Source organism: Thiomicrorhabdus cannonii, assembly GCF_013391695.1.
In the GTDB taxonomy this organism is placed as follows: domain Bacteria; phylum Pseudomonadota; class Gammaproteobacteria; order Thiomicrospirales; family Thiomicrospiraceae; genus Thiomicrorhabdus; species Thiomicrorhabdus cannonii.
In genome coordinates, this window is sequence record NZ_JACBGH010000008.1 from 44748 (window position 1) to 68219 (window position 23472).

Genomic DNA, 23472 nt, shown 5'->3' on the forward strand with positions numbered 1-23472 from the left:
GAAAAATGCCGAATTTGGGCTAAAAAACAGCCGCTTGGAGTTCTAAAGTACAGCAAAGTCTTATATAATTGCTCCCTTTACCGTCCATTATCCTGGACGGTTTTTGAAAACGTTTATGCTTGATAATTAAGCTTCTTAATGGTTGTTTTTACAAAGCTTTTTGAAGTCTTTGATTTATCGGGTTTTTATGGAGGACCATTGTTGTGGAAATGACTGGTGCCCAAATCTTCGTTAAATATCTCGAAGACGAGGGAGTAGAGCATATATGGGGTTATCCGGGTGGTGCAGTTCTGCCTATCTATGATGCCCTGGATACAGACGCCCAAAAATTGAACCATATTTTAGTGCGTCATGAACAAGCTGCAGTTCACGCTGCGGACGGCTATGCGCGCTCTACAGGTAAACCAGGAGTGGTTCTTGTAACCTCCGGTCCGGGGGCGACCAATGCTGTTACCGGTATTGCGACTGCCTATATGGATTCGATCCCGATGGTGTGTATCACCGGTCAGGTGCCAACCGCACTGATTGGTTTGGATGCATTCCAGGAGATCGACACGGTCGGGATTACAAGACCAATCGTAAAACACAACTTCTTGGTCAAGGATGTCAGCGAACTGGCGATTACGCTCAAAAAAGCGTTCCATCTCGCTACGACCGGCCGACCCGGCCCGGTTGTCGTTGACATTCCAAAAGATGTCCAAAACGCCAAAAGCACCTATGAATATCCGCAAGAAGTTGAGATGCGCTCCTATCTACCTGTGACGAAAGGTCATAGCGGTCAGATTAAGAAAGCGGTGGAGTTGATGCTTTCAGCCAAACGCCCGATTCTGTACACCGGTGGCGGTGTCGTGTTGGGTGACGCTTCGGAAGAATTGACGCAACTGGCGAGAAAACTGGGTTATCCGATTACCAACACGCTGATGGGCTTGGGGTCTTATCCGGCCGATGACAAGCAGTTTGTGGGGATGTTGGGGATGCACGGAACTTACGAAGCGAACCTGTCGATGCATCACAGTGATGTGATTATCGCCATCGGCGCGCGTTTTGATGACCGTGTTACCGGTAACCTGGAGAAGTTCTGTCCGGATGCGAAGATTATCCACGTGGATATCGACCCGGCGTCGATTTCGAAGAACGTCATCGTCGATGTGCCGATTGTCGGGCCGGTGAAGCAGGTGCTGACGGAAATGCTGAGCATTTTGGACAAGACCGAACAGAAACCGGACGAGAAGGCGCTGGCAGAGTGGTGGGAACAGATCGAACAGTGGCGTTCAACCAACTGCCTGCGTTACGACACGCTGGGCGCCAAGATCAAGCCGCAAGCCGCGGTTGAAGCCTTGTGGGAAGTGACCAACGGTGACGCCTATGTGGCATCGGACGTGGGCCAGCACCAGATGTATGCGGCGCAATACTACAGGTTCAACAAGCCGCGTCGTTGGTTGAACTCGGGTGGTTTGGGCACCATGGGCTTCGGTCTGCCGGCCGCGATGGGCGCGCAGATGGCGCATCCGGATGCGACCGTAGTGTGTGTGACCGGTGAAGGTTCCATTCAGATGAATATTCAGGAACTTTCAACCTGTATGCAGTACGGATTGCCGGTCAAGGTAGTCTGTCTGAACAACGGCTTCCTGGGCATGGTGCGTCAGTGGCAGGAGTTCTTCTATGAGCGTCGTTATTCGATGTCTTATATGGACTCGTTGCCTGACTTTGTCAAACTGGCCGAGGCTTACGGGCATGTGGGCATGCGTATTGAAGATCCGAAACGTCTGAAAGAGCAGTTGGCAGACGCTTTCTCCGACAAATACAAAGATCGTTTTGTCTTTATCGACATCATTACCGACCAGCAGGAGAACGTCTATCCGATGATTCCGGCCGGTGCAGGTCTGAACGAAATGATTTTGGTATAGGAGACGGCGATGAAACATGTGATTTCAATGTTGATGGAAAACGAATCCGGCGCGCTATCTCGTGTGGCGGGTCTGTTTTCTGCGCGTGGTTATAACATCCATGCACTGACGGTGGCGCCGACCGAAGACGAATCTTTGTCGCGTTTGACATTGGTGACATCGGGTACGGATCAGCAGATCGAGCAGATCGTCAAACACCTGAACCGTCTGATCGACGTGGTTAAGGTATTGGACTTGACCGAGGGTTCGCATATCGAGCGCGAGCTGATGTTGATCAAACTGTCTGCGACCGGCGAGATGCGCGAGGAGTTCAAACGCTTGGCGGATATCTTCCGTGGCGACATTGTCGACGTGACTTCCACCACCTATACCATTCAGATGGTGGGTGAAAGCAAGAAGCTGGACGCGTTCATTCAGACGATCGATGCCGGCCTGATTCTGGAAACCGTGCGTTCCGGTACGGTCGGTGTGATGCGCGGCGAAAAATGTTTACACCTGTAAGGGCTTAATGGATAATTCCCGCCATTATTGCAGGTAATTATGGGCATGCCTTCGGGCATGCGCTATCGAATTCAAAACTAACGATTATTTAACGACTATTAAGGAATAGAGTAATGCAAGTTTATTACGATAAGGATTGTGACCTATCCATCATCCAGGGCAAAAAAGTAGCCATCATCGGTTTCGGTTCTCAAGGTCACGCGCATGCCGCTAACCTGAAAGATTCGGGTGTGGATGTAACGGTTGGTCTGCGTGCCGGTTCTTCTTCTATCAAGAAAGCCGAAGGTTACGGCCTGAAAACCGCTGACGTTGCAACCGCTGTTGCGAACGCTGACGTGGTGATGATTCTGACGCCTGACGAGTTCCAGTCAAAACTGTACAAAGAAGAGATCGAACCAAACATCAAGCAAGGCGCTACGTTGGCGTTTGCACACGGTTTCTCTATCATTTACAACCAAATCGAACCACGCAAAGACCTGGACGTTATCATGATCGCGCCTAAAGCGCCTGGTCATACAGTACGTTCTGAATTCGTGCGCGGCGGCGGTATTCCAGATTTGATCGCGGTTCACCAGGACGCTTCTGGTAACGCTAAGCAGATCGCATTGTCTTACGCTTCGGGTGTAGGCGGTGGCCGTACCGGTATCATCGAAACCACTTTCCGTGAAGAGTGTGAAACTGACCTGTTCGGTGAACAAGCGGTTCTGTGCGGTGGTGCGGTTGAACTGGTTAAGGCCGGTTTCGATACGTTGGTTGAAGCAGGTTATGCACCTGAAATGGCTTACTTCGAATGTTTGCACGAGTTGAAACTGATCGTTGACTTGATGTTCGAAGGCGGTATCGCCAACATGAACTACTCTATCTCTAACAACGCTGAATACGGTGAATATGTCACTGGTCCTCGCGTTATCAACGAAGAATCTCGCAAAGCGATGCGCGAAGCCCTGGCTAACATCCAGTCTGGCGAATACGCTAAGCAGTTCATCCTTGAAGGTCAGACAAACTATCCTTCAATGACTGCCAAGCGCCGTCAAAACGCTGAACACGGTATCGAAGTCGTCGGTAACAAACTGCGTGCGATGATGCCTTGGATTGCGGCGAACAAAATCGTAGACAAAGAGAAAAACTAATTTTTTAGGGGCTTATTTTCCTGATTTCTTTGTTGGAAGTTGGCTCGTTTACCATTTGTAAACGTCGCCAACTTCCGCCGCGAACTCAGAAAAAACGCCTCCTAAAAAACGAGTGTTAAAGAACCGGCTTTATGCCGGTTTTTTTGTTTTTATAGGCTGTTTTTGCTATTTACGCACTTTGTTGGTTGCCTCGTGAACGCAGCAAAAATGCCTGCGAAAATTCTGAACAGGCCGGGTCAGCAATCCTTCGGCCTTTATGTTTGAAAATCTCCGTGAGATACTGCGTAGAGCATGAATATGGCTTAAAGGGTTTTATGCTAGAATCCGCTCATTAGTAGGGGCCATTTTTTGGAGGTGTCATGCACATCATTTCGGTCGTCGCGCTGTTTATTTCTATTGTGTTTGGTACCTACGCGTACTTCAATCAGCCGATTGAAGAGCCGGCCTGGCCAGATGACATTCCCGGGTTCGCCTTTTCGCCCTATCAGAAAGACCAGAGTCCTTTTCTCAATAAATTTCCGACACCAGAACAGATAGAGCAGGATTTGAAGTTGTTGTCCGGCAAAGCCGACGCGATACGTACCTACACCGTGGACGGCGTGTTCGGGGAAATTCCGGCGTTGGCCTATCCGTACAAAATCAATATCGCCTTGGGAGCCTGGCTGGATAAGGATCAGGTTAAGAATCAACGTGAAGTAGAGACGTTAATTCAGCTCATTGAAGAGCCGCCTTACAACATCGTGCGTGCGCTGGTCGGTAACGAAGTGCTGCTGCGCGAGGATCTCAACGAAGCTGAGCTGATCGCGTGGTTGCAGCAGGTGCGTCAGCAGGTGAAAGTGCCGGTGAGCACGGCTGAACCTTGGCATGTCTGGATGAAGCACCCCGAGCTGGCTGAACAAGTGGATTACATCGCCGTGCATATGCTGCCTTTCTGGGAGGGGGTCGCCTTAAAGGACGCGGTTGATTACATCGTCGCTAAGATGAATCTGTTGAAGGCGGCCTTTCCGAATAAACCGATTGTGATTACCGAGGTGGGCTGGCCAAGCAAAGGTCGAACGATTAAACAGGCGGTGGCTTCGCGTGCCAATCAGGCGATTTTTATGCGTCGTTTTATCCATCGCGCCAAGGCGGAAGGTTATGTGTTTTACATGATGGAAGCGTTCGACCAGCCCTGGAAAAGCGCGATTGAAGGCAGTGTCGGCGGTCACTGGGGGCTTTACGATGTCAACCGCAAGCTCAAGTTTGAGCAGCAAACGCCGATTATCGCCCTGCCGCAGTGGCACTTTCTGGCAGCCGCCTCGGCCATTCTGGCGGTGGTGTTAATCACCTTTCTGCTGATCGACAGCGGCGCCTTACGCAAGCGTGGCCGCAGTTTTTTGGCGTTTCTGGCGTTTGCGATTTCCTCGCTGATGATCTGGCTGATTTACGACTATTCGCAGGAGTACCATACCTGGATCGGCGTGGTGGTCGGCGTCTTGTTGCTGTTGGGTGTGGTGGGGGTGATTTTGGTCATTCTCGCCGAGGCGCACGAATGGGCGGAGGCGATCTGGTTTAAGCAGCGCCGCCGCCCCTTGGTTGAGATGCCTTTGGCTGAGGGTGAACATCCGTTTGTGTCGATTCATGTGCCGGCCTACAACGAGCCGCCGGAGATGATGAAAGAGACGCTTTATGCGTTGAGCCAGCTGGATTATCCGTGTTTCGAAGTCTTGGTCATCGACAACAATACGCGCGACGAAACGGTATGGCGGCCGGTTGAGGCTTACTGTCAGGAGTTGGGCGAACGTTTCCGCTTTTATCATGTGGCCCCTTTGAGCGGTTTTAAAGCCGGCGCTTTGAATTATGCCTTGGCGCGAACCGACGAGCGTGCAGAGGTGATTGCCGTTATCGACAGCGATTATGTTGTCAGACCCGACTGGTTGCAGCGAATGGTGGGGCAGTTCAAAGAGCCGCAGGTCGCCATCGTGCAAGCGCCGCAAGACTATTCCGATTACCACCAGAACGCCTTCAAGGCGATGTGCTATGCGGAATATAAGGGGTTTTTCCATATCGGCATGGTCACACGAAACGAACGCAATGCGATCATTCAGCACGGCACCATGACCATGGTGCGCAGAGGTGTGCTTGAGGAGGTCGGCGGTTGGGGCGAAACGACCATTACCGAAGACGCTGAACTGGGGTTACGTATTTTCGAGAACGGCTATTCGGCGGTCTATAGCGAGCGGAGTTTCGGCAAGGGGCTGATGCCGGATACCTACATCGATTATAAAAAACAACGCTACCGCTGGGCTTATGGTGCCATGCAGATTTTGCGCGAACACGCCGCGGCCTTTTTGGATTGGAAAAAGACCAAGCTGAAACCCGGGCAGCGTTATCACTTTTTTGCCGGCTGGTTGCCGTGGATTGCGGACGGTTTTAACTACCTCTTCACGCTGCTGGCCATCGTTTGGACTCTGCTGATGCTGTATGATCCGATCCACTACAATGCGCCCGACTGGAAACTGGCGCTGATCCCGATCTTCTTTTTCGGTTTTAAAATCAGCAAGATGATGGTGCTGTATATGGGGCATGTCGGCGCACGTTTCGGCACGGCGGTGGCGGCGGCTACGGCCGGTTTGGCCTTGTCGCACACGATTGCCAAAGCGGTGCTTTACGGACTGTTTATAGGTCGGAAAATGCCGTTTCTGCGCACGCCGAAACTGGCAGACAGCCATAGTCTTTGGCAGGCCTTGATAGATGCCTACGAAGAGGCACTGATGGCTATGATGCTGGTTGCCTGTGCCATCGCACTCTATCTGAATTTCGGCTTTGAAACCTTAGAGGTGAATTGGTGGCTGGGCGTGCTGCTGGTGCAGTCTTTGCCGTATTTTGCTTCGTTGGTCCTGTCGGTTATCAGCGCCATGCCCAGGTTATCGGGGGCGTGGATCGGTTTCAAGGCCGATTAGAGGCAGAAGCTTTCTAGGGCGGGTAAACGATTGATACAGATGGCGTGCCGCGTTTTATTTCCTTTTATAAGGGTGTAAGAATTATTGAATTTGATAATCGCGGTTGCTTGTAGACATGGGCAAACTTATCCACGATATTGTTATGGTTTAATTTCAGTTTGCTTTACGAGAAGTTTTTAGAGGGGGATTCAAATGGGAAAAAATAGATGGTTGATGGCCTTGGCGGCTGTGGGGGTGCATATCTGTATCGGCTCGGTCTATGCGTGGAGTGTCTACGTTAATCCGATCAAGGCCGAGATGAATTGGACCTTAACGGATGTAACGATTGCATTCAGTATCGCGATTTTCTTTTTGGGGTTGTCCGCCGCGTTAATGGGCAAGTTTGTTGAAAGAAACGGCCCGAAAGCCTCCGCGATTATTGCCGCCGTGCTGTTTGGTTTGGGCACTATCGGGTCAGGTCTTGCGATCCTGATGGAATCCAAAATGCTGCTCTATTTTTTCTATGGCGTATTGGGTGGCTGTGGTCTGGGGATCGGCTATATCGCCCCGGTTTCCACACTGGTCAAATGGTTCCCGGATAAGCGCGGCATGGCGACCGGTTTGGCGATCATGGGATTCGGTTTCGCTTCCGCCGTGTGGGGGCCGACCATCAAGGTTCTGATTTCCGAAGTGGGTGTCGCTTCAACCTTTATCATTCTAGGCGCGGCCTATTTTGTGATTATGTTTGCATCGGCTTTGTATCTGGAAAAACCGGAAGAGGGCTACTTGCCTGAAGGCTTCAAGAAAAAGGTGGAAGCCGGCCACAAAACCATCAAACAAGACCTGGCGATGCTGGGGGTGCATGAAGCCGTTAAAACCCCGCGTTTCTATGGTTTATGGCTGATGCTGTTCATTAACGTGACCTGCGGGATTGCGATCATCGGCGTGGCATCGCCGTTGTTGCAGGAGGTGCTTGGGGTGTCGGCACTGGTCGCGGCGGCGGCAGTGGGTCTGATGGGGATTTTCAATGGCGCCGGGCGTATTTTCTGGGCATCGCTGTCTGATTATTTGACGAGACCCGTCGTTTACATCATTTTCTTTGCGACCCAGGCCGTTGCGTTTTATGCGTTGCCGTCGATTACCGAAATCATTATTTTCCAAGTGATTTTGTATTTCATTATGTCCTGTTACGGCGGCGGGTTTGCTTCATTGCCGGCTTATATCGGCGATATTTTCGGCACCAAGGAACTGGGCGCGATTCATGGCTATGTGCTCACCGCCTGGGCCGCGGCCGGTCTGGTAGGGCCGCTGATTATTTCGATGGTGAAGGACGCTACCGGTTCTTATGCGGAAACCTTGTATGTGTTCTCAGGCTTCTTTGTGGTGGCGTTGCTGATCTCGATTGCCATGTTGATTAACATCAAATCGATTCAGAAAAAGCAGGGGCTTGTTTCCTAAAACGGAGAAGCCTACCCGCCCTGTTCATTTTTAAGACGTTTCAAAACGCGTTTGTTTAAGCCAGCTTCTTGCTGGCTTTTTTGTTTTGAGAGCCGTTTATAAGCGTTTAATAATATCCTTTTATCCGGCCTAAGTATTTTTAGGGTATGTACTGATTGATAATGACCGCTACACTTCTTATGCTATAGGCACATGACACCTATTAAATGAGCAGAGGTAAGAGCAATGTGGCGTTATCATTTCAAGCATTTATGGTTTAGAGACCAATCCGAAGAGGTGGTGTTTATTAACAGATATGCGGTGCAGATGCGTGCCGGCCTGATGTTGATTTTGCCGATTTATATGGTGATTGTGCTCTTTACGACGGTGCTGGCGCCGACCTGGACAGTAGTACCCAATACGTTTGCGGAAGAAACGTTTGATATGACCGATGAGTTGCGCACGATTTTCAATGTGCAGGCGTTTCGCACCGCTTTCGACTACACGGTTCCCAGCCTGGTGTTGCTCTACGGCCTGTTTGAGATGTTGGCCGGGATGTTTACCAAAACCGCCTATTTGTCGCCCACGATCCATCTGGCGACCTTGTTGACACGCCATATCCGCCCTAAATGGGAACCCTTAAAACCCAAGCGTTTTGCCTGGTCGATCGGCGCCACGCTGATTGTCTCTTGCTTACTGTTTTTTAATCCCGACACGGCGGCGCGCTTTATCAACGGGCTGGTTGCCAGCCAGCTATTGCCCACCGATGCCAACTGGATGCCCGATTTTATCCCCTTGCTGGTGGGGGTGTGTTTTCTGCTGATGTGGCTGGAAGCGGTATTCGGGTTTTGCCTGGGCTGCAAGCTGCATTGGATGCTCGCCAAGATCGGGATTTTCAAAGAGCATTGCTACGACTGCATGAATGTCGATTTTGACGAGAAACGCTGGATGGAAGAGCGTAAAGCCCTGGAAGCGGGCTTGCGAAAAAGTCGCGAATAAAAATTCAACAGGCCGGGTCTGCGGAAAGCGGCGTTGTGCCGGATTAATTAAATGGGCGGATGTCCCTATCAAAAAAAATGAAGAGGTGGGCAGGCAGAGCGCCTGCGTGTCAATGGGAGGGTCAACAGCCGGCTATCCCGCCAAACAGCGCGGGTGAGGTCGAGCGCGCTCATCAATATTGTTAAAAACTATCAATAGCTTCAGTTTAATTTATTGGTAAAACGAACTCTAAGGACTTATACCTAGCTAGAGGCTTATGCAAGCCTTTAGACGTGATCCGAGGAGATATGACATGACACACTCAGCAGGTAAATGCCCGGTGATGCACGGGGCGAACACGGAGGCCAAATCGTCAGTGATGGACTGGTGGCCGAACGCGCTTAATCTGGATATTCTGCATCAGCACGACACCAAAACCAACCCGATGGACCGGGGCTTCAATTACGCCGAGGAGTTCAAGAAGCTCGATCTGGAAGCGCTTAAAAACGATCTGAAAGCCTTGATGACCGACTCTCAGGCGTGGTGGCCGGCCGATTGGGGGCATTACGGCGGCCTGATGATCCGCATGGCCTGGCACTCGGCGGGTTCTTACCGGGTAGCCGATGGTCGTGGCGGTGCGGGTACCGGTAATCAGCGTTTTGCCCCCTTGAACAGCTGGCCGGACAACGTTAACCTCGATAAAGCACGCCGTCTGCTGTGGCCGATCAAAAAGAAATACGGCAACAAGATTTCCTGGGCCGATTTGATGATTCTGGCCGGCAATATGGCGTATGAGTCGATGGGCCTGAAAACCTTCGGTTTTGGCGGCGGACGCGAAGACATCTGGCATCCGGAAAAGGATATCTACTGGGGTTCTGAAAAAGAGTGGCTGGCGCCATCCGGTAGCGAAGGCAGCCGCTACTCCGGCGAGCGCGATCTGGAAAACCCGCTAGCCGCCGTTATGATGGGTTTGATCTATGTGAATCCAGAAGGGGTGGACGGTCAGCCTGATCCTTTGAAAACAGCGCAAGACGTGCGCGTTACCTTCAAACGCATGGCGATGAACGACGAGGAAACGGTCGCCTTGACCGCCGGCGGTCACACAGTGGGGAAATGTCACGGGAACGGCAATGCAGCAGAGTTGGGTCCGGTTCCGGAAGCGGCCGACATTGAAGAGCAGGGGCTGGGATGGAATAACCATACCCGCCGGGGCATTGGCCGCAACACCGTGTCCAGCGGTATCGAAGGGGCTTGGACCACGCACCCGACGCAGTGGGACAACGGTTATTTTTACCTGCTGTTCAACTATGATTGGGAGCTGAAAAAATCACCGGCCGGCGCCCATCAGTGGGAGCCGGTCAATATTAGGGAAGAAGACAAGCCGGTGGATGTGGAAGACCCGAGCAAACGCTACAACCCGATTATGACCGACGCTGATATGGCGATGATTAAGGATCCGATTTACCGTGAGATCTCCAAGAAGTTTTACGAGAATCCGGATTACTTCTCCGACGTCTTTGCGCGTGCCTGGTTCAAGCTGACGCACCGCGATTTAGGGCCGAAGTCGCGTTATCTGGGCGCCGATGTTCCGGCTGAAGACCTGATTTGGCAAGACCCTATACCCAAGGTCGATTACACGCTAAGCGATGCGGAAATTATCGATTTAAAAACCAAAATACTCACAAGCGGACTCACGATAGCCGAATTGGTAGCCACCGCCTGGGACAGTGCGCGCACTTACCGCGGTTCGGATATGCGCGGTGGCGCCAACGGCGCGCGCATCCGTCTGGCACCGCAGAAAGATTGGTTGGGTAACGAGCCTGAGCGCCTGCAAAAAGTGCTGGGGGTTTTGGAAGGCATCCGGGCGGATCTGCACAAACCCGTGAGCATGGCGGATTTAATCGTACTCGGCGGTAGCGCCGCAGTTGAAAAAGCCGCCAATGAAGCCGGGGTAAAGCTAACTGTGCCGTTTGCTGCGGGACGCGGCGATGCCACGCAGCAGATGACGGACGTTGAATCGTTTGAATACCTGGAGCCATTGCACGATGCGTTCCGCAACTGGTTGAAAGCGGATTATGTGGTTTCGCCGGAAGAGATGATGTTGGATCGCGCTCAGCTGATGGGGCTAACCGCACCGGAAATGACCGCGCTGGTGGGCGGCATGCGTGTGCTGGGCACCAATCACGGTGCCACTGAACACGGTGTGTTTACCGAGCGTGTCGGCGTGTTGAGCAACGATTTCTTCGTTAATCTGACTGATATGGCGAATACCTGGCATCCGGTGGGTGAGAACCTTTATGAAATCCGCGACCGTCAAACGGGGGCGGTGAAATGGACGGCCACCCGCGTTGACTTGGTATTCGGCTCCAACTCCGTACTGCGCGCCTACGCGGAAGTCTATGCGCAAGATGACAATCAGCAGAAGTTCGTCAAAGACTTCGTGCATGCCTGGGTGAAAGTGATGAACGCCGATCGATTCGATCTGGCTTGATTCATAACCGCTTGTAAGCCTTACAAAGCCAGCTGTATGCTGGCTTTTTTGTTTTTGCAAGCCTGAAAAAATCGGGCCGTAAAAACTCAACAGGCCGGGTAGGCTATCCGTTTTAAAGCAAGTTCAGTTGCTTAAGGGCGCTGATCGGGTCTTCTGCGGCTGTCTGGTAAACGGCGATATTGTCCTGTTGCAGGCGTTGCAGCAAGCCGTCACCCAGCCCTTGTGTCATGAAGGCGTTGATGCCGTGTAACGGATGTTCGGGATGGTGTGATAAACCGCCTTCAAGGTGGCGCAAGGTTTGTTCGCGGTTTAATTTGACGTGGTGTTGGCGCACGATTTGACCGTCTGCGATTTCAAAGATTAAATATCCGGGACATTTGCCGGCATGGCCGGAAAGCGTATGTCCGTTGGGGCTCGTCATGGCGATTTTCAGAAGCGTTGTCATGTTGTCTCTCCTTGACTGAACCGGTTGGCGATGTGTTTCGCGATAAGTTGGGCAAGCGGGGAACGGCGTAGCGGTTTTTGCATGGCATCCACCGTGACGACGGTGGTTTTGGCGGTCGCCAGCAAGGTATCCGAACCTGCTTTAAAGATGTGTTGCACAAATTGGTAGCGCAGTTTGCTCAGCGCGCTGACTTCGACCGTAATGTAAAAACGGTCGTGCGCTTTGATCGAATGCAGGTATTCGATTTCGATTTTGGACACCATCAGATTGATGCCTTGTCTGGCTAAAGCGGCAAAGTCGATGCCGTTTTCAAGCAGAAAGCGGTGTCTGGCATGTTCAAAATAGTGCTGGTAATGGGCGTTATTGACCACGCCCTGAATATCGCATTCATGATCGCGCGCCTCCATAATCAAGGGATGGGCGGTGCTTGGCATTATGCGTCTGCCTTGTTTAATACTTTGGCTTTGTAGATAAAACTGCCAAAGGGGATCAGCGAGGCGATAAAACCCAACAGGGTTTGATTGGCATTCAGGCGAGAGCTCATCAATCCCCACAGCAGCAACACATTGAAAGTGATGAAAAGCGCGCCGTGAATCGGGCCGATGATCGAAACCGCTTCGGGCAGGTCGAGCAAGCGCTTAAGCGGCACCGCAATAAACAGCAGGAGCAGCAAGGAGCTGCCTTCCAGTATGGAAAAAAGACGTAATAACTTCATTTTGTGTCCTATAAATAGAAAAGCCTCCCACAATCGCGATTGTGAGAGGCTTTGTGCACGGTGTACTTACAGTGATACGACAGTCAGTGTGCTCAACCACCACATCAGAGCAACCGAACCAAACGTGAGGATCAATCCCCAAATAATGGCTTTAATTCCAGTCATGGCAGACTCCTTATGGTTTACGGTTTAGGGAGGCGTAGTATTGAGCCAGTGCATCAATCTCCGCATCCGTTAAATCGTGGGTGAATTGGGACATGCCTGCGTTCACGTCGTTATTGCGATGATGTCCCTGGTAGGCTTTCATGGTACGCACGAAATATTCGGGCACCTGACCCGCCAGAGCCGGAGTAACGCTGTTGCCTTCACCATGCATGCCGTGGCAGGAGGCGCAAGGCGTAATCATGCGATTAACATCACCTTTGCGCACCAGACGATCGGCATGTGCGTGATCCTCCGGACTCAACGCCTGGCTGTACGACCAGGTGGTTACCGGGTTGGAGGCGTAAAACGCGGCGACATCGGCAATCTGCTGATCGTCCATTGCCTGGGCGATTTTCACCATGATTTCGGCCTGCTTGTAATCCTCCCAACGACGGCCGTCACGGTAATCCAACATCATTTTGATGGTGTAGTCCGTGGTTTGGCCATTGAGCGAAGCATAGTTGCGCGAAGGCGACTCGCCTTTTTCACCGTGACAGGCATTACACATCATCTGTTCGTGAATCTGCTGACCACGCGTCACATCGCCGGCCGGCATAGCTCTTAGTTGATTTTCCAGAGCGAAATTACTCCAGGGGTTTGCGTCGGGCTTGGCGTCATGGCCGGCCAAGGCGACACCGCTCATCCCGATGAGGGCGGCGGCTAAAAGGGTTTGTTTAAACATACTCGGTTCCTCCACCACGGCGATCAAGAAAAGACATCTTTGACAAATTCACGCTGCCAGTTTTTCTGGTAAACGGCTTCCAGAATCGGCTGAGCAGGTTTGTCGGTGATGGGCGAAACGCCGGCGGATTTGCCTTTGGCCACAATACGGCCATCACGTACCTCGTAGATGGCTGCAATGGATACGCCATAATTCTGGCCGGCCAAGCTATAACAGACATTGGAATAGATGGCTTTGCCGGGTGCGTTGCCTTTGAGGGCGTCGGCAATGGCTTGGGCGCAGACTTTAGCCTGTGAATTGGCCGAGTAACCGGATTTTGGCATTTCATCGGCAATGCTACTGTCGCCTAGCACGTAGACTTCTTTATGCAGAGCCGATTCCATGGTGTCACGCTGAATCGGGCACCATCCGGAACTGTCGGTCAAACCGATGATCTGCGCCAGTTTACCGGCACGCTGGTTGGGGATGATGTTGATCAGATCAGCCTTGTAACTGCCGCCTTCGGTTTCCACGGTCATGTTTTTGGCGTCCAGACGCAGTACGCGTCCCCCTTCCGAACCGGAGACCCATTCAATCAGAGAGTTATCCGATTTGTAACCGTAAAGACGTTCCCAGGCTTTCTTGAAAGGCACGTCTTTGGTGAAGCGGTCTTTAGGGTCCAGCACCAGTAGTTTGGCAGTAGGGTTATGTTCTTTGAAATACTCAGCAAAGAACGAGGCACGCTCATAAGGTCCCGGAGGGCAGCGGAACGGATTTTGCGGCGTGGCAATAATCGCCGTGCCGCCTTGCGGCAGGGCGAGTAACTGACGACGCAGTTCCAGTGTTTGCGGTCCGGCTTTGTAAGCGTGCGGGAAGGCGCCTTCGGCAAGTGTTGCGTCATATCCCTCATAGTCTTCGAAGCGGAAATCAATCCCCGGAGAGACGACGAGTTTGTCGTAGCTGAAGGTATCACCTTTTGCGGTCCGAACGGTTTTCTTGTCAAAATCCGCACCGATGACCGTGTCGATAACCACATTCACGTTGTATTTGTTTTTGATGGTGTCCAAATTGAATGTCAGTTCATCCAAGGTGTGCATGCCGATAATCACGTCGTTACTGCGTAGACACGTGATGTATTCTGGGTACTGCTCGATGATGGTGATTTTGACATCTGGATCGGCAAAGCGCAGATATTTTGCCAAAGTAGCACCACCGACACCGCCACCCAGTACAACGACATGGGCCGCCGATTTAGCGTAGGCCTGTTGGCTGGCACCAAAAATACCGGTGCCCGCTACGGCGGTAGCGCCGAAGAGTTTGATCAGGTCGCGACGGGTGATCTTGCTGTCAAATTGTTTATTTTCGAGTTGGCTCATTGTTGACCTCCTGTCGAACGGGCTGTTGCATCAGCCTCCAAGGCTTCGTTCAGACTTGTGTTTTCCCATTGCTTGACGGGTTGTTTTTCAAACCAGTAAGCCATGGCTTTAATTTCTTCATCGGTAAAGCCGCGCGCCACGCGATCCATAATGATCGCAGGGCGGGTGCCTTCGCGGTAGGCGATCATGGCGTCGATAAACTGTTTAGCAGGCATTCCCGCCAGTGGTGGCATGGCTTCGACAAATTCTTGGCCATTGGTGCCGTGGCAGGGAGCACACTGCCAGGCCATGGCACTGCCGCTGGCCATGATTTCGGCCGAAGCATTTTGCGCCATGGCCAGGAATCCGGCAGAAAGAATCAAATTACGTAATTTCATGCGGTACTCCTTATTTAGCCCAGATATAGAAACCAACGACAAAGAACTGCACCAACCACAGGGCAACAATCCAGATAGCGATAGTACCCATTTTGTTGACCAGAGGACTTGGCGTGTAAACACCGACGGTTTGTCCGGTTTTCCAGGCAATTGTCAAGAAGTAGGACAAGACGCTACCACCGACAATCGCAAAGGTCAGGAAGAACAGGCCAGTTGAGTACCAGTCCATAACGATCTTGTAGTCCATGAAATCATAGTGGAAGGTGTCGTTAATGATGCCGTAACGCAACATCTCACGCGAAATCGCCACTACCAGACCGATCACCAGCGCCATTGGCAGAGCCATGTAGCTGCACAGTTTGGCTTCGCCCTGTAGACGGATCTGTGCCCACAGCGCAAAAGCGATTACTGCAACGCCACCTGCGATACCCCAGAAAGAGGTTGCAAAGTTACCTGCTGTTTCTGGAAGCGTCATCATCCAAGCCACATATAGAACCGCTGAGATGACGGAACCGACTTTGATCCACTTTTTACCCACTTCCGAGGCCCAGTTCAGGTAGGCGTGGTCGGCATCTTCACGCACCGACTTAAAGCGGCGGTAAGTGACCAGCATGGCACCAGTAACTGGAATCGCCATGCTGATAAAGAATGCAAAGCGCCATAGGTTGTATGCATGCAGTTTGCTGCCCGAATAGTCGGCTACGCCGTTTGGAACAAACCACTCTTTCCATTGTTCCGGATGCAGCATGGCGGAAGTCAGGCTGTGCATAATGAAACCCACCACCAGCATGAGGGCGATGCTTAACAGGATCGACCAGCGTGCTTTAGGCTGCACCGTTTTGTCTTTGTTTTTGCTGTTTACAAAGTAGAAGTAGTACATTGCCCAGTAAGCCAGAATCAGAATGACGATAAAGGCGATAACCCAGAACGCTGACAGCACGTTAGAGGTGTACCAGTGTGGATCATAGATAACTTGTACAAACAGCAGAGGGGCAACCCCGACTACGATGGCAACGGAGACCGACACTTTGGAGATTTCCAACATGGCAGAACCCAGGCGGCGCCAGTAGCTGTTGTTGTTAAATGCGCCAAAGATAGCAATGGCGGATGTGCCCAGCATCAGCTGTACAAACAGAATATGCAGAGCAAAGGTTAAGACTCCCAACCCGATGAAAATGATCGGGTAGGTCGGAATCCCTGCGGGGTTACGCAGGGCGTACATCATCTCAGTGACCTGAGCGATTTGTTGAGCATCCATTATTTCACCTCCTGTGGCAGAGATAGGGCGGCTACCTTGTCGCTGGCCTGTTTTTCAGCCAAGGCACGATCGCGAGTCGCAACTTCTTCTTGAATGGCCACTTTAACCGCTTCGCTGCCACCTTGGTTGTTCAACAGCAGGTAAGCGGAAAGGGCTTTAACTTCACTGTCAATCATCGGCATTTTCGGCATATAGGCGATATTACCGGTGGTCAGTACCCCTTTGACGTATTTCTCCATACGCTCTTGGGTGATGTTGTCAGGGAAGTAACGGTGTAGCGGACGAATCCCCGTTTCACTCGGTGAGTGACAGTTTGAGCAGTAAGTCATGGCAATGAATTCACCGGTTTGGATCATATTGCCGTCATTCACTTCACGTAGGTGTTCAGGCGTGAAAGGGTGCGCTTTCAAGATGCCGACTTTTTCGATGGTTGGCAGTTGCGACTGAATATCCATTCCCGGTACATCGCGCGCAATGACCTGGTTGGAGTAGACGTACTGACCCGCAACATATGGCTTACGCATCGATTCACGCGCGGTCTCTTCGGGCCACAAACCAGCCACTAGAATAATGACCGTCATAGCGCCGGCAAAACCTTGCACCAGCACCTGCGGACGCAACATAGTGATAATGAAGTAAGCCAGAGTGCCCGCCAATACCGCCATAATGCTCGGTACGAAGTAGTCAGGCAGACGGTTTTCCATTACCAATAGCGCTTGTGATGGTACCGATGTCAGATACCATTGGAACATTGCCGCACCGATTAGGGTGGAGATAATCCCCAACCAACCCAGTTTGCGCGCCATTTCCTTCTTGAAAGCCGGATCTTTGATGCCGGCAACAACAATGCCACCCACAACCGCTGTCATGGTGAACATGAATGCCATACGCATACCCAGCTGAATAAAGGTATTGGTGCCGTAGAAGCCGTTCAGATAACCGCCTTCTTCAAACCAAGCTTCCTTACCTGGCAGCATCATGAATGACAGGATACCGACGATAATCACCATCGTTGCCAATGAGGCCATACCGAAAATCACCGAGATTTTCATGTGGGTTTTTTTGTCAACACGGCCTACCAGATAAACAATCATATAGACGCCGACGACTTCGATAACGAAGAAGACCCATTCCGTGGCCCACTTCCATACGAAGGAGTGAATCAGGGCGCCGATACCGTTAGGGCTGGCGACGGTTGTCGAATACCAGATGCCAGGACCTGTAATGGAACCGGCAACATAGGTGAATACCAGTAAAAACAGACCATACTTCTTGATGAAGTCCAAAAGATCTTCACGATCTTCGCGGTAAGCTTTGTGGGAGAGATAAGCGAAGAGCAACGCCGCACCCACGGAGGTGTGAGAGGCGAGCACATGGAAAGTTGCAATCAGCGCAACTACCCAGCCGGAACCAACCATTGGTTCATACCAGGTGGGGTAAAGGCTAATCAAGTCCATATGAATTTCCTTGTAATTAGTGTAGTTTATGACATATAAGCTAAGCTTATTTAAAGGGTATTCTAAAAAGATTGCGCGAGATTGGAATTCAAAATGTTTTATTGATCCCAGTATAAAAAAATTTATAGGTCAGAAAGAAATGGTTATGGATGCGCTATCCCTTAGGATTATCTTAAAGAGTATTACGAATATTTACTAAATAAAAGCGCAAATAAATTAATTAATGTTAATTTTTGATGAAAGGCGGTTGAAAAAAGCGGTGAAAAGGTTGGTCGCTGCGATGTTGCTGATTCAAGTGACGGAGTCTTTTAGTGCGTATTTGATGGGGCTTAAGTGAGCGTGAGCCGAATGACTGGCGACAGAGCAGGCTGCCGCCAAGGTTTTGTAACGGGATAAAAAACTTAAAGCTGAAAGGCCGGTTTTGCCTCAGCGTGATCCAGGTATTTCAGTTCGGTTTCAAACAGGCTTTCTACTTCCCATTCGCTGGCGCTGATTCGTGTCAGAACCTGCGCTGTCATCGCAGGAGCCTTGCCGCTGATTACCGCCAGGCGGCCGCCTAGATTTAACTTCTCTTTATAGGCTTGTGGAACTTCCGCCACGGCACCGGTCAGCACAATCACGTCGTATTGTTTGCCGTCGTTCCAGTCCTGACTGGCATCGCCGATCTGAAAATCGATATTTTCGTATTTTTGCAAGCGGGCTTTGGCTTTTTCCTGCAGGCCGGGGTGCAGTTCAACAGTGGTGACAGTTTGACCCAAGCTGGCCATAATGGCCGTCAGGAAGCCGCTGCCGGTGCCGATTTCCAAAACGCTGTCCGTTTCATCGATGTCGAGGGCTTGTAAAAGTCTAGCTTCGATTTTAGGCGCCATCATCGCTTCGTTTTCACCGATAGGCAGCTCGATGTCACTGTAGGCCAGGGCCTGGTAGGCCTCTTCCACAAACTCATGGCGCGGAATTTCTAGAAACAGATCCAGAACTTTTTGGTCAAGAATATCCCATGGACGAATTTGCTGTTCAACCATGAAAAAGCGGGCTTGATCAAAATTCATAACAGGTTCCTCTCACTGTTTGGTGCTGGGTTACAAGCGGCGACGGAGTTTCATCCTTGTTGGAGCGGCGTAAGTCGGCTTGTTTACAGGATTAATATTCAGCCCGGCATTATAGCTAAAAACGGCTGTTAAAGGATAGCCTTTTCGCATGAACAAGGCTCAAGCCGCAATAGGGGGTACGGAAGTATATCATGGCCAGCGCTTTATTTTTTAAACGGTCAAATCGCGTAGATTTGTTAAGATAGGCGCATGAAACAACCAGCTACTTTTCTTTCTTTGTTGTCTCCGGCGGATAATACGGATGCCATTGCCACGGTGGAACACCTGTCTCTCGTGCAAAAAAACTTTACTGACAGTACGCACTTACTGTGGCAAGCGTTTTGGCCCGCATGGAATCAATGGGGGGTGTTGAAGGTGTGTGTGCCCGAGCAAATCGCCGGTTCATCTTTCTGGCAGGGGATGGCTGGCATCTTCGATTTTTCGTTACCGCAGAGCATGGCGTCATATAAAGAGGTGTATGCCAAGGCGGCGGATTGGTCGCCTTTGCAGGTGCCGGCGCTGCTGGAGGCGGCATCGGCGCAAAACGGTTATGGGGGCTGGTTTTTGACACAGAGGCTCGATGGGCAACCTGGTTGTTCACAGCCGGTGTCGAATGAGGCGGTACGCTCGTTATCGGCACATATCAAGGCATTGCATTCGCAGCGCTCCTCACGCTTTGGTCCCTTGTATTGCGCTTCTCTGCCGCGGGAGCAGTGGTCTGAACGTGTTCTCGCCACTTTGGAAATGCTGGCAGAGAGCCAGGGAATCGACCTGACACCTTATGACGCAGCAATTTTGGCATTCAAGCGATATTATTCACGCCATGAAGTTGAGTTTGTTCCGATTATGCCGGATTTGCGCTGGGATCAATTCCTCTTTGAAAATGACAGGCCGACGGCATTGATCGATTTGGATGCGTTGGTTTGGGGGGCGCCGGAGTTGGAGTGGGTGTTGTTGGAGTATCTGCTTGATGAAGAGGGCGCGGAATACTTTAAACAGCATTATGAAAAGGCCAGTCAGCTGGCGCATCTCGATGCGGTACGCACGGTTTACCGTCTGTTGTTGTTTGTCATGCATGTGCTGGGCGAAACATCCTTGCAGCGTTGGTTAATGCATCCCACCCGATTTGGCGCCTGATTTGTCATTGAGTGCGGAGCTTTTGGCGCCATTTCAGATAGCCGACGACCGATAGAATCAAATACAGGCTGAACATGACAATCGTCACGTAAAACCCTGTCTGCCAGTAAAGCGCAATCGCGGCGCTGTCTATAACCAACCAGTAGAGCCAGTTTTCGAGAATTTTGCGCGCCATCAATGCCGTGGTGATAATCGAAAAAACCGTCACAAATGCATCCAGGTAAGGGAGTTGCGATTCGGTCTGGTGTTGCAGATAGTAACCCGCAATCCACGTCAGTACGAGTCCCGCGCTAATCAGCAGTAGGTGAAAACGACCCGGCCTGTTGGAAATTCTCAAGTCCTGTTTTGCATCGCTGTGTTTCCGCCAGCTGATAAAGCCATAGACCGCCATCAACAGATAATAGGCGTTGAGCAGCGATTGCATCGGCAGCTGCCCTTCCCAGAAAAGAAAGGTGTAGATCAAGGTGCTGGCAAACGCCGCCGGCCAGCACCAGTAGGACTCTTTGGCGGCGAGGATGACGTACAGAATTCCCAGTGTAGTGGCAAGCACTTCCCACCCGGAAAGCCGAAGGGCTGACTCAGTCAGCTGTATCCAGAAGGTGTCACTCACAGGCGTCAATGACTGCTCTGGAACGGTCGGTGCCGATGAGTTTGAGTACAAATACCGTTTGAGGCAGCTTCTCAAGTGCGATCAGTATTTCTTCATTTAGTTCTGCCATGACAGTGCGATACTCTCCGAAAACCTGGGTACTCATGCTGTTGCGCTCTATTTTTAAATGTGGATTTTGACCAATGCGGTCAATAAAGTCCAGAATGGGTTGGCAGTATTCTTCCTGTAGCGGATACATGCTGATGTCGATGGAAACTCTCATCTTATTGTCCTTTATGAAATGCGCATAATCGGGCCGTTTCCTTTTTATGCGCAGAAAAAATTAAAAGTAAATTCGTGCGGTGACGCCAAATTGACGAGGGTCGCCAAGGCGGATGTATTGCTGGGTTCCGTCGCCATCATATTGGTCAAATTCGAATCCGCGCGTGGCATAGCGTTCATCGGTAAGGTTTTTGCCCCATAAATAGATATCGTAGTCTTTGGTTTCGTATCCTAGACGCGCATCGATAAGATGGTATGCTTTTGATTTAAAATTGTTCACATTGTCAAAATAAAACTCGTCGATTGCCGTGATGTTTGATTCAGCGTAGAAACCATTTGGGCTGCGGTATTTTCCACCCAGATTGATTTGATAATTCGGAGCATGGGCTTGGTCACGATTATTGATGGTAAAGGCACTGTTGACGGGTGTTCCTTCGATGCGAGTTTGGAGTAAGCCGATTGCTGCATGTAAGTTCCACTGTTTATTTGCTTGCCAGTTGATTTCGGTTTCCACGCCATAGTTATGTGCGACATCCAAGTTTTCTGTAAAGAAAACCCATTCATAACCACCCGGTTCATAGCTGTATCCGTCAAATTGTGGGTTGTGACGATCCATGTAAAAAAATGTTGTCGCAGTTTGCAAGCCGTACTCTTTGTAATTCGACTTTAGGCCGATTTCATAGTTGTAGAGGGTCTCTGAGTCGAATTTAACATACTGAGTTGAGCTTAGTGCAGCATTAAAGCCTCCGGTCTTGTAGCCTCTAGTCAAGCCTGCAAATGCTGTGTGGGCGTCGTTATATTTATGAATATAGTGAATAGAGCCGCCCCATAAAGTTTCTACCGGATTGAAGTGGTCAGTAAGCGTGTAGTCAAAGGCGCCTCCGCCATAGCTGGTGTCATACCCCGTTTTACGGGTGTTTAGATCGAAGTTCTGTTGGTTGCGCTCTATTCTGAGACTGTAGCGCAAAATCGTTTTAGTTGTGATTGCTTGATCAAGCTGGCCATAAGCCGCGATTTTTTGATGATCGAAGCGGCTGCCCGCATCGGTGTTATAGATGTCGCTATAAAGAGTGTAATTATAGCGTTCGGTGCGGTTGTTCGCTTCATGCAGGTTTGATAAGTAGAGTCCGGCTACCCAGTCGGTAGTGCCTTGGAATATTTTGTTTTTCGATATAAAACGAAAATCTTGGCTAATAGTCTGACGCTGCTGATCATTATGGTAAGTGCCTACTGTTTTGCCGCTGTCTGCCAACCAGTCACCATCGTATGCATACACGGCGTCTGTATTTGCCATAGATGTTTTGCTATTGAGCGTATAATTTTGGTTGCCATTCCATTCGACTTTGACTGATCCCGCATTGGACAGTTGTGTGTCTTTGCCCGGTTGATCCGAAAGGGTGGTAAAGCTGTTGTCGCGCGACCAGGCGTCGTAGCCATTATTGAGGTCAGCGTGAATGAGGGAGACATCCACCGTGGTGTGTTCGTTCGGGAATAGACGCAATTTACCGCGCACGGTCAGTTCGTCGCGCCCGTTGGTGTCGGTGCGGTCAAGTGTTTCGTTGGTGCGGAAACCATCGCTATCGTGTTTGAAAAGCGCGATGCGGTATTGCGCCGCATTTTTTTCAGAGCTGACGGGGCCGCTGGTCATGAAACCGAATTCTTTAAGTTGATCCTGGCCGAGTGTGGTTTCGATCATGTTTTCACGGTAATCGGTCGGGTCATTGGTTTGAATATTGATCAGGCCGGCAATGGCGCTCTGGCCGTAGCGAGTATTCTGTGGGCCGCGCAAGACTTCCACCTGTTTGACGTCAAACAGGTTGCCCGCCATGCCGATGCCGGAAAAGTCGATGTCGTCAATTGCAAATCCGACGCTGGCGTTAGGCGCGCCGGTGTATTCGTCGCGTTCACCGATGCCGCGGATTTGAATGTGACGCGCGCGGGAACTTTGGCCGGAATAATTGACGTTAGGCGTTTTCAGCAGAACGTCGTCAAAGTGGATTGCGCCCTGGTCTTGCAGGTCTGCACTGTTTTTGATGTCGGCGCTGGCGGGCAGGTCTTGTTCTTTGGTCTGACGCAGGTCGGCGTTGACGGTGATTGTTTCGAGTTCGTCTGCTTGTGCATTGAGGCCGGTTAAAACGGCGGCGATAGCCAGTGTCATCGCGGTAGGTTTCATTTTGTTTCCTTTTAGAGGGGGCTAAAAGGACAGTGTCGAGCGATGCGGTTGTGGTTCTGCTTTTTACAGAAACGGGCCGGACATTCTCTTTGCCTGTCCCTCCGCCAGTATTATCTGGATCAGGTTCTAAGGGTTTCTTCCTGGATGTTGAAGATCTCAGGCCGTTTGGCCACCCCTGGGCATATGGTTGTGTTTTGTGCGCAGATTCTGGAGCGTGCAATTTTAAAAACTGTGCAAATTTTATCGCACTTTTGTGCGAAAATTGACCGTAATTTTTAATAAGTGATTGTTTGTACGAAAATTAGCTTAATACGGTTTTGACGTTTAATTGATAAGGTAGATCGT

The 23472-nt window shown here is 50.9% G+C and carries 20 protein-coding genes and 1 riboswitch; of the genes, 8 read left to right on the forward strand and 12 right to left on the reverse strand.

Annotated elements, in window-relative coordinates; genetic code table 11:
* The first annotated feature begins 203 nt into the window (after positions 1-203).
* From HZ297_RS09175 to katG, 7 genes are all read left to right on the forward strand, one after another.
* Positions 204-1907, forward strand: coding sequence for an acetolactate synthase 3 large subunit (locus HZ297_RS09175; protein WP_343034800.1), 1704 nt, complete (start codon positions 204-206; stop codon positions 1905-1907).
* A gap of 9 nt (positions 1908-1916) precedes the next feature.
* Positions 1917-2408, forward strand: coding sequence for an acetolactate synthase small subunit (ilvN, locus tag HZ297_RS09180; RefSeq protein ID WP_178863032.1), 492 nt, complete (start codon positions 1917-1919; stop codon positions 2406-2408).
* Between the two features lie 113 nt (positions 2409-2521).
* Positions 2522-3538 carry a ketol-acid reductoisomerase gene (gene ilvC / locus HZ297_RS09185; protein ID WP_178863034.1) on the forward strand — a complete coding sequence of 339 codons (1017 nt, stop codon included), beginning with the start codon at positions 2522-2524 and terminating at the stop codon, positions 3536-3538.
* A 359-nt stretch (positions 3539-3897) separates the two neighbouring features.
* Positions 3898-6480, forward strand: a complete 2583-nt coding sequence (locus HZ297_RS09190; protein ID WP_178863036.1) for a glycosyltransferase — start codon at positions 3898-3900, stop codon at positions 6478-6480.
* Positions 6481-6672: 192 nt separating this feature from the next.
* Complete coding sequence (locus tag HZ297_RS09195; protein WP_178863038.1) at positions 6673-7917, forward strand: L-lactate MFS transporter; 1245 nt, start codon at positions 6673-6675, stop codon at positions 7915-7917.
* A 225-nt stretch (positions 7918-8142) separates the two neighbouring features.
* Entirely contained in the window at positions 8143-8895 is a 753-nt protein-coding gene (locus HZ297_RS09200; RefSeq protein ID WP_178863040.1) for a DUF4395 family protein, read from the forward strand.
* Between the two features lie 292 nt (positions 8896-9187).
* On the forward strand, positions 9188-11365 hold the full coding sequence (katG, locus tag HZ297_RS09205) for a catalase/peroxidase HPI (protein WP_218644597.1): 2178 nt from the start codon (positions 9188-9190) through the stop codon (positions 11363-11365).
* A gap of 112 nt (positions 11366-11477) precedes the next feature.
* Here the strand turns inward: katG and HZ297_RS09210 are convergent, their stop codons facing one another.
* The 9 genes from HZ297_RS09210 to HZ297_RS09250 all read right to left on the reverse strand — a co-directional run bounded on the left by HZ297_RS09210 (position 11478) and on the right by HZ297_RS09250 (position 18907).
* Positions 11478-11810 (reverse strand): NifB/NifX family molybdenum-iron cluster-binding protein, encoded by a 333-nt coding sequence (locus HZ297_RS09210; RefSeq protein ID WP_178863044.1) that lies wholly within the window; start codon positions 11808-11810, stop codon positions 11478-11480.
* A complete protein-coding gene (locus tag HZ297_RS09215; protein WP_246261837.1) occupies positions 11807-12244 on the reverse strand; it encodes an acyl-CoA thioesterase in 438 nt (145 codons plus the stop codon). The genes HZ297_RS09210 and HZ297_RS09215 overlap by 4 nt, the downstream gene beginning before the upstream one ends.
* Positions 12244-12525: a DUF3817 domain-containing protein gene (locus HZ297_RS09220; protein WP_178863046.1), complete on the reverse strand. Its 282-nt coding sequence runs from the start codon at positions 12523-12525 to the stop codon at positions 12244-12246. Before HZ297_RS09220 ends, HZ297_RS09215 begins: the two co-directional genes overlap by 1 nt.
* Before the next feature lie 175 nt (positions 12526-12700).
* Positions 12701-13411: a c-type cytochrome gene (locus HZ297_RS09225; protein WP_178863048.1), complete on the reverse strand. Its 711-nt coding sequence runs from the start codon at positions 13409-13411 to the stop codon at positions 12701-12703.
* 23 nt (positions 13412-13434) lie between these two features.
* Positions 13435-14766 carry an NAD(P)/FAD-dependent oxidoreductase gene (locus HZ297_RS09230; protein ID WP_178863050.1) on the reverse strand — a complete coding sequence of 444 codons (1332 nt, stop codon included), beginning with the start codon at positions 14764-14766 and terminating at the stop codon, positions 13435-13437.
* On the reverse strand, positions 14763-15143 hold the full coding sequence (locus HZ297_RS09235; protein WP_178863052.1) for a c-type cytochrome: 381 nt from the start codon (positions 15141-15143) through the stop codon (positions 14763-14765). The genes HZ297_RS09230 and HZ297_RS09235 overlap by 4 nt, the downstream gene beginning before the upstream one ends.
* A 10-nt stretch (positions 15144-15153) precedes the next feature.
* Positions 15154-16401 carry a hypothetical protein gene (locus HZ297_RS09240; protein WP_178863054.1) on the reverse strand — a complete coding sequence of 416 codons (1248 nt, stop codon included), beginning with the start codon at positions 16399-16401 and terminating at the stop codon, positions 15154-15156.
* Positions 16401-17858 (reverse strand): c-type cytochrome, encoded by a 1458-nt coding sequence (locus tag HZ297_RS09245; RefSeq protein ID WP_178863056.1) that lies wholly within the window; start codon positions 17856-17858, stop codon positions 16401-16403. Before HZ297_RS09245 ends, HZ297_RS09240 begins: the two co-directional genes overlap by 1 nt.
* A 401-nt stretch (positions 17859-18259) precedes the next feature.
* Positions 18260-18907 (reverse strand): protein-L-isoaspartate O-methyltransferase family protein, encoded by a 648-nt coding sequence (locus HZ297_RS09250; RefSeq protein ID WP_178863058.1) that lies wholly within the window; start codon positions 18905-18907, stop codon positions 18260-18262.
* 249 nt (positions 18908-19156) lie between these two features.
* Between HZ297_RS09250 and HZ297_RS09255 the strand changes: the two genes are divergently transcribed.
* A complete protein-coding gene (locus tag HZ297_RS09255) occupies positions 19157-20083 on the forward strand; it encodes a phosphotransferase (protein WP_178863060.1) in 927 nt (308 codons plus the stop codon).
* Between the two features lie 4 nt (positions 20084-20087).
* Here the strand turns inward: HZ297_RS09255 and pnuC are convergent, their stop codons facing one another.
* The 3 genes from pnuC to HZ297_RS09270 are packed head-to-tail and all read right to left on the reverse strand — an operon-like array spanning position 20088 to position 23127.
* Complete coding sequence (gene pnuC / locus HZ297_RS09260; RefSeq protein ID WP_178863062.1) at positions 20088-20693, reverse strand: nicotinamide riboside transporter PnuC; 606 nt, start codon at positions 20691-20693, stop codon at positions 20088-20090.
* Positions 20686-20955, reverse strand: a complete 270-nt coding sequence (locus HZ297_RS09265) for a hypothetical protein (RefSeq protein WP_178863064.1) — start codon at positions 20953-20955, stop codon at positions 20686-20688. The genes pnuC and HZ297_RS09265 overlap by 8 nt, the downstream gene beginning before the upstream one ends.
* A 60-nt stretch (positions 20956-21015) precedes the next feature.
* Positions 21016-23127: a TonB-dependent receptor gene (locus tag HZ297_RS09270; protein ID WP_178863066.1), complete on the reverse strand. Its 2112-nt coding sequence runs from the start codon at positions 23125-23127 to the stop codon at positions 21016-21018.
* A gap of 78 nt (positions 23128-23205) precedes the next feature.
* Positions 23206-23314: riboswitch (TPP riboswitch) on the reverse strand.
* Positions 23315-23472 lie beyond the last annotated feature (158 nt).